This window comes from Dietzia sp. CQ4 (assembly GCF_014145125.1).
Taxonomy (GTDB): domain Bacteria; phylum Actinomycetota; class Actinomycetes; order Mycobacteriales; family Mycobacteriaceae; genus Dietzia; species Dietzia natronolimnaea.
Genome location: NZ_JAALDZ010000308.1, coordinates 1 through 5570, shown reverse-complemented (window position 1 = coordinate 5570; position 5570 = coordinate 1). Strand labels below are relative to the sequence as shown.

Annotated in this window: 6 protein-coding genes and 1 pseudogene; 5 read left to right on the top strand and 2 right to left on the bottom strand. The window is 70.8% G+C overall.

What is annotated here, in order from left to right; all coding sequences use genetic code 11:
- Window positions 1-194: hypothetical protein (locus G6031_RS18695; protein ID WP_206682174.1), on the top strand; the 194-nt coding region annotated here is incomplete at its 5' end.
- Here G6031_RS18695 and G6031_RS15565 read toward each other — a convergent pair.
- Together G6031_RS15565 and G6031_RS15560 are read right to left on the bottom strand one after the other, a co-directional pair.
- Window positions 175-1809: a long-chain fatty acid--CoA ligase gene (locus G6031_RS15565; protein WP_182653744.1), complete on the bottom strand. Its 1635-nt coding sequence runs from the start codon at window positions 1807-1809 to the stop codon at window positions 175-177. The two genes, G6031_RS18695 and G6031_RS15565, sit on opposite strands and share 20 nt — an antisense overlap.
- A gap of 52 nt (window positions 1810-1861) precedes the next feature.
- Window positions 1862-2278, bottom strand: a complete 417-nt coding sequence (locus G6031_RS15560; RefSeq protein ID WP_179523766.1) for a carboxymuconolactone decarboxylase family protein — start codon at window positions 2276-2278, stop codon at window positions 1862-1864.
- 298 nt (window positions 2279-2576) lie between these two features.
- Here G6031_RS15560 and G6031_RS15555 point away from each other — a divergent pair, with 298 nt between their 5' ends.
- The 4 genes and pseudogenes from G6031_RS15555 to G6031_RS15540 form a co-directional block, all read left to right on the top strand.
- On the top strand, window positions 2577-3518 hold the full coding sequence (locus G6031_RS15555; RefSeq protein WP_182653743.1) for an ABC transporter substrate-binding protein: 942 nt from the start codon (window positions 2577-2579) through the stop codon (window positions 3516-3518).
- Window positions 3515-4543, top strand: coding sequence for an iron ABC transporter permease (locus tag G6031_RS15550; protein ID WP_179523768.1), 1029 nt, complete (start codon window positions 3515-3517; stop codon window positions 4541-4543). Before G6031_RS15555 ends, G6031_RS15550 begins: the two co-directional genes overlap by 4 nt.
- Window positions 4540-5340, top strand: coding sequence for an ABC transporter ATP-binding protein (locus G6031_RS15545; RefSeq protein WP_182643910.1), 801 nt, complete (start codon window positions 4540-4542; stop codon window positions 5338-5340). Before G6031_RS15550 ends, G6031_RS15545 begins: the two co-directional genes overlap by 4 nt.
- Window positions 5340-5570, top strand: a pseudogene (locus tag G6031_RS15540) (cobalamin biosynthesis protein CobU); the annotation flags it as partial. The gene G6031_RS15545 and the pseudogene G6031_RS15540, both read left to right, overlap by 1 nt.

The window sequence follows — 5570 nt, the reverse complement described above, 5'->3', positions numbered from 1 at the left end:
CCCGCGCGACCCGCCCGACCCGCGCGCGCAACCCGCCCAATCGCCGCCGCGACCCGTCCAGCCGCCGCCGCTCCAACGAGAAGAGCGTTCCGCGCACCTGCCTCTCGGGCGATGTGCGCGGAACGCTCTTCTCGTTGGGGCGGGACCGGACCGGCGGGGCGGCCCGACCGGGGGCTACTTCTCCAGGGCGTTGACCACCGTGAGCTCACCGTCGGAGTGCGAGACGCGGATGCGCTTCTTGTCGAGCTTGCCGACGGAGGTCTTGGGGATCTCGTCGACGAACGCGAACTTCTCCGGCACCTGCCACTTGGCCATCCTGGACTCGAGGTGCGCGCGCAGGTCCTCGACGTCGGGGTCGGCCACGCCCTCCTTGACCACGATCGTGGCCAGCGGGCGCTCGTCCCACTTGGGGTCGGGGATCCCGATCACGGCCGCCTCGGCCACGGCCGGGTGCTCGAGGAGGTAGTTCTCCACCTCCACGGAGGAGATCCACTCGCCGCCGGACTTGATGATGTCCTTGGCACGGTCGGTGAGCTGCAGGAACGCCTCGGGGCGGACGTAGCCGACGTCGCCGGTGCGCAGCCAGCCGTCGTCGAACGAGTCGGAGTTCTCCACCTTGTAGTAGCTGCCCGTGATCCAGGGGCCGCGCACCTGGAGCTCACCCACGGACTCGCCGTCCCAGGGCATTTCCTGGCCGGCGTCGTCGACGATCCGGGCCTTGACCCCCGCGATTAACCGACCCTGCGTGGTGCGCAGGTCGAACTGCTTCTCCTCCGGCAGGTCCGCCTTCGGCCGCGACAGCGTGCCGATGGGCGAGGTCTCCGTCATGCCCCACGCGTGGATGATGTTGATCCCGTAGTTCTCCTTGAACTTGCGGATCAGCGCGGGCGGGCAGGAGCTGCCGCCCACGACCACGGCACGGAAGCTCGACATGTCGATCGGGTGATCGACGCTGTACGCGTCCACGGCCTGCCAGATCGTGGGGACGGCGGCGGCCAGGGTCGGCCGCTCGGAGGCGATCATCGCGGCCAGCGGCTCGGGCTGCAGGAAGCGCTCGGGCATGAGCAGTGAGGCACCCACCAGGAACGCCGCGTACGGCAGCCCCCACGACATCGCGTGGAACATGGGGACGATCGCCAGCACGTTGTCGTCGAGCGAGATGTCCATCCCGTCCGACATGCACACCTGCATCGAGTGGAGGTAGATCGACCGGTGCGAGTAGACGACGCCCTTCGGATCGCCCGTGGTGCCCGAGGTGTAACACATCGCGGCGCCGGAGTTCTCGTCGACCTCGGGCCACTCGAACCTGGTGGGCTGGGCCGCCAGAAGCGCCTCGTAGTCGTGCACCTGCACGCCCTCCGGGGCCTCGAGGTTCGCCGCACCGCCGCCGGTGACGATCACGTGCTCGACGGTCGAGAACCGCGGCAGCAGGGGCTGCAGGAGCGGGATCAGGCTCGGGTCGACGATGACGACCTTGTCCTCGGCGTGGTTGGCCACGAACTCGAGCTGGTCCGGGAACAGCCGGATGTTCAGGGGGTGGAGCACCGCGCCCATCGACGGGATGGCCAGGTAGGCCTCCATGTGCTCCGAGTTGTTCCACTGGAACGTCGCGACGCGCTGGTCTGCGTCGATCCCGAGCGAACGCAGCCCGTGGGCGAGCTGGGCCGCCCGCTTCCCGAGTTCGCCGAACGTGACTTTCCGCGGGCCCTGATCGGTCCAGGTGGTGACGACCGCGTCCGAGTGGACGGTCGCGCCGAACGTCAGGATGGTACTGATGTTCAGCTGTTCCGGCTGCATGGTGCTGCGCATGCGAGGGGCTCCTCACTCAGGGGGGTGTCGGGGGTCACTTCTGGACACGACCCTACCTGCCGTCCAGGGCGTCGAAGACCTCCTGGACCGTCTTCATGGCCGAGAGGGCCGCCGGCGCCCCGCAGTACCCCGAGGCGTGGATCACGGCCTCGGTGATCTCCTCGCGGGTGAGGCCGTTGGTCAGGCCGCCGCGCACGTGACCGGCCAACTCGGCGTTCGCCCGCAACGCCACGAGCATGCCGATGTTCAACAGGCTGCGGTCGCGGCGCCCGAGTCCCGGGCGGTCCCAGATATTCCCCCACACGTTCTCGGTGACCACGTACTGGAGGGCCTCGGAGGCGGTCCCCTCGGCCCGGCCCATCGCGCGGTCCACGAAGGCGTCGCCCATCACCCCGCGCCGGGTCGCGAAACCCCGCGACCGGAGTTCCGCGGCCGAAGGCCCCTCGCCTGAACCGTTCGTCGTCGTCATCTCGTGGTCCTTCCTGTCGGTGGGTGTCGGAGGGTGGTCACGGCCCATCCTGCCGTCGACCCGGGGGTCGGCTACCCTCGGAGGGTCCGGCTCCCCCGCCGGACACCCGTGGTGCCCGGCGGAAGTCGGTGTGAATCCGACGATGCCCGCGCAACTGTGATCCCGCCCCGAGCGGGCGCGCCGGGTCGGCCGGTACCGCGGCACCGTACGAACTGACCTCGCACGAAGGACGGTTGCGTGCCGCGGCGTCCGCGTCGCTGCCGAGCTGCTTTCGTCCTGGCGATCCCCGGAGGATGTCATGCACCAGTCTCGAGCCCGGACCACGCCGCGATCCCGCTCTCTGCTCGCCGCCGTCCTCACCACCGTCGCACTGGTCGCCACGGCCTGCTCCGGGGCCGACGACCCGGCGGCCGACCAGACCGACGGCACCGGCGCCGCCGCGTCGGGCGAGCCGCAGGCGATCATCTCGCTCAGCCCCACCAGCACCGAGATGCTCTACGCCGTGGGTGCCGGCGACCGGGTGGTCGCGGTGGACGAACGCTCGAACTATCCCGCCGACGCGCCGGTCACCGACCTGTCGGGCTACACCCCGAACCTCGAGGCGATCCTCGGGTACCAGCCGGACCTGGTCGTGGCCACGGACGACACCGGAGACATAGTCTCCGGTCTCGAGCGGTCCGGGGTCGAGGTCCTGCTGCTCCCCGCCGCACGGACCCTGGACGACACGTACACCCAGATCGAACAGGTCGGCGCGGCCACCGGCACGGTCGGCGAGGCCGCCGAGCTGGTCTCGCGGATGCGGGGCGAGATCGACGAGATCGTGGCCTCGGTCCCCCGGCGTGAGACCCCGCTGACCTACTTCCACGAGCTCGACGACACCTACTACACCGTCACCGACGACACGTACATCGGCGAGGTGTACTCCCTGTTGGGGCTGACCTCCATCGCGACCGGCGAGGACGCCTACCCGCAGCTGTCCGAGGAACTGATCCTCGAGGCGGACCCCGACCTGGTGATGCTCGCCGACGGGCAGTGCTGCGGGATCACCCCGGAGGTCGTGGCCGAGCGTCCCGGCTGGGGCGAGCTCGCCGCGGTCAGGCAGGACCGCGTCTTCGTGGTCGACGAGGACCTGGCCAGCCGGTGGGGCCCGCGCGTGGTGGACTTCATGCGTGAGGTGGCCGGGATCATCTCCACACTGACTGTGAACGAATCACAGCCCGAGAGGGAACCTGCCTCGTGACCCGTGCGTCGCCCCGCCACGCCCTGGTGTTGGGCGGAGCGACAGTGCTCTTCCTCGTGGCGCTGGTGGCGGGCACGCTGGTCGGTCCCGCCGACCTCACCCCGCGGGGAGTCCTGCTCGAGCTGGTCGGGCGACTGCCGTTCGTGCACGTCGACTCGGGGTTCTCGCCTCGCCAGCAGGTGATCCTGTGGGAGATCCGGATCCCGCGGGTCGTGCTCGGCGGGATCGTCGGCGCGATGTTGGCGATCGCCGGTGCGACCTATCAGGGCGTGTTCCGCAACCCGCTCGCCGACCCCTATCTCCTGGGTGTCTCCAGCGGCGCCGGGCTGGGCGCGACGCTGGCGATCGTCGTGGGCGGGGCCATGGGTTCGGCGATGGTGCCCCCGGCGGCGTTCGTCGGCGGCATGATCGCGGTGATGGCCACCTACACCCTCGGCCGCAGTGTCGGTGGCGGTCGGACCGAGGTCGTGATCATCCTCGCGGGAGTCGCGGTCGCCGCGTTCGCGAGCGCCATCCAGACCTTCTTCATGCAGCGCAACGACGAGACCCTGAGGCAGGTGTACTCGTGGATGCTCGGCCGGCTCACGACCAGCGGCTGGTCCGAGGTGCTGACCGTGCTGCCGTACGTCCTGGTCTCGGTCGCGGTGATCGCGCTGTTCCGGCGCACCCTCGACGTGATGGCGGTGGGTGACGTCGAGGCCTCCACCCTCGGCATCGCCCCGGCCCGGGTGCGGCTGGTGCTGATCAGCGTCGCCACGCTGGGCACCGCCGCGGTCGTGTCCGTGAGCGGCCTGATCGGATTCGTCGGCATCGTGATCCCGCACGCCGTGCGGATGGTGATCGGCCCGGGCCACCGGTTACTCCTACCGCTGTCTCTGCTGGTCGGCGCGAGTTTCCTCGTCCTGGCCGACATAGTGGCCCGCACCGCGGTGAGCCCGGCCGAGCTGCCGATCGGGGTCGTGACGGCGGCGATCGGGGCCCCGTTCTTCCTGTTCGTCCTGCGTCGGAGCCGGGGGCTCATATGACCTCCACCCCGGACGCCGGCGAAGCCCTGTCCTGCCGCGGTCTCCATGTGGCCCGTGACGCCGTGCCCGTCCTGCACGGGATCGACCTGGTCGTGCCCACCGGGACCTGGATCTCCCTGGTCGGGCCGAACGGCTCGGGCAAGACCACGCTGCTCTACGCCATGGCCGGGCTCATCCCGTCCCGTGGGGAGGTCGAGGTCATGGGTCTGGCGCCACGGAGGGCCGGGCGACGGCGGGTCGCCCGGATGGTGGCGCTCATGCCACAACGCCCGGTCGTGCCCGAGGGCGTGAGCGCACGGGAGCTGATCCGGCTGGGCCGCACACCCCACATCCCCCGCTTCGGCACCGAGTCGCCCCACGACCACGAGGTCGTCGAGGGAGTGATCGACAGACTCGCGCTGCACGACCTCGCCCCGCGCATCGCGACCACGCTGTCCGGGGGCGAGCTCCAGCGGGTGGTCCTGGGCCGGGCGCTGGCACAGGAGCCCCGGGTGTTGTTGTTGGACGAGCCGACGAGCGCCCTCGACATCGGGCACCAACAGCAGGTCCTCGAGCTGGTCGACTCGATGCGACGCGAGAGCGGACTCACCGTGGTGGCCGCCATGCACGACCTCACCTCCGCCGCGCACTACGGCGAACGCGTGGTCCTGCTCGACGAGGGCCGGATCGTCGCCGACGGCACCGGGGAGGACGTGCTGACCGTCGAACGGGTGGCCGAGGTGTACGACGCCCGCGTCGAGGTCCTCGACCGCCCCGACGGCCGCGCCGTCCTGCCGCTCCGGGAGCCGGGGGCCTGATGGAGGTCGTGCTGCTGGGGACGGGTGCCGCCGACGGGTGGCCCAACCCGTTCTGCCGCTGCGACTCCTGCCTCGACGCCCTGCGGCGCGGGGAGGTGCGCGGCCAGACGGCCGCCCTGGTCGACGACGAGCTGCTGATCGACTGTGGTCCCGAGGTGCCGGGGGCCGCGTCGCGTCACGGCCGGACGCTCGCGGGGGTCGGACATCTGCTCCTCACCCACGCCCATTCC